The organism is Allobosea eneae (assembly GCF_042657265.1).
In the GTDB taxonomy this organism is placed as follows: Bacteria; Pseudomonadota; Alphaproteobacteria; order Rhizobiales; family Beijerinckiaceae; genus Allobosea; species Allobosea eneae.
The window spans coordinates 1-858 of record NZ_JBHSLW010000087.1; the positions used below are offsets into that span (position 1 = coordinate 1).

Genomic DNA, 858 nt, shown 5'->3' on the forward strand with positions numbered 1-858 from the left:
CTTAGGTCTGCCGCCGGTCGTCATCTGGCGAGGTACCAGGCCGAGCCAGGCGGCAAGATCCCGGCCCCGGCCAAACGTCTCCGCCCTTCCCACCGAGGCGACGAAGGCGGTCGCATTCAACGGGCCGACCCCCGGGATCGTCGCCAGGAGCTTCGTTGCGGCATCCTCGCGCGCGATCGCAACGAACTCGGCATCGAAGGCGCCGATCCGCTCGTCAAGGGCGCGCCACTGGGCCCGCATGTCCTCGACGAGCTGTCTGATCCGACGGCTGATCGCCACCTCGCCAGCAAGGAGTTGATCCAGTCGAAGTTCGAGCTTGCGCCGTCCCTTCGCCATCACGATCCCGCGCTCCAGAAGGATCGCTCGCAACTGATTGATCAGCGTCGTGCGCTCGCCAACCAGCCGATCCCGCGCCCGATGCAGGCTCTGCATGTCGAGTTGCTCGTCGCTCTTGAGATCGACGAAGCGCATCGTCGGGCGGGTTGCCGCTTCCGCGATCGCCTCGGCGTCACGGTCGTCATTCTTCTGAGCCTTCACGTACGGGCGAACATACTCTGGCGACATCAGCCGCACATCGTGACCCTGCTCGCGAAGCAGGCGGCCAAGATGATGGGCGCCGCAGCATGCTTCCATCGCCATGACGCAGCTCGGCATTCCTGACGCCAGCTTCAGGATACTGTCGCGTCGCATCCGCCGACGCAGCAGCACCTGCCCCGCGCTGTCGAAACCGACCACGCTGCAAACGTCTTTGCCAAGATCGATTCCCAGAACCCTGATCTCATTCATCGGCTCACCTCCGTGCCATTTGCGGCCGACGCAATCTTGCGCCGAGGGTAAGGGGCGAGCCATTCCATAAAG

General features: G+C 64.3%; 1 protein-coding gene. It reads right to left on the reverse strand.

From position 1 onward, the window contains the following. A partial coding sequence (locus ACFPOB_RS29260) for an IS110 family RNA-guided transposase (protein WP_377801711.1) occupies positions 1-786 on the reverse strand: 786 nt, incomplete at its 3' end. Positions 787-858: the final 72 nt, after the last annotated feature.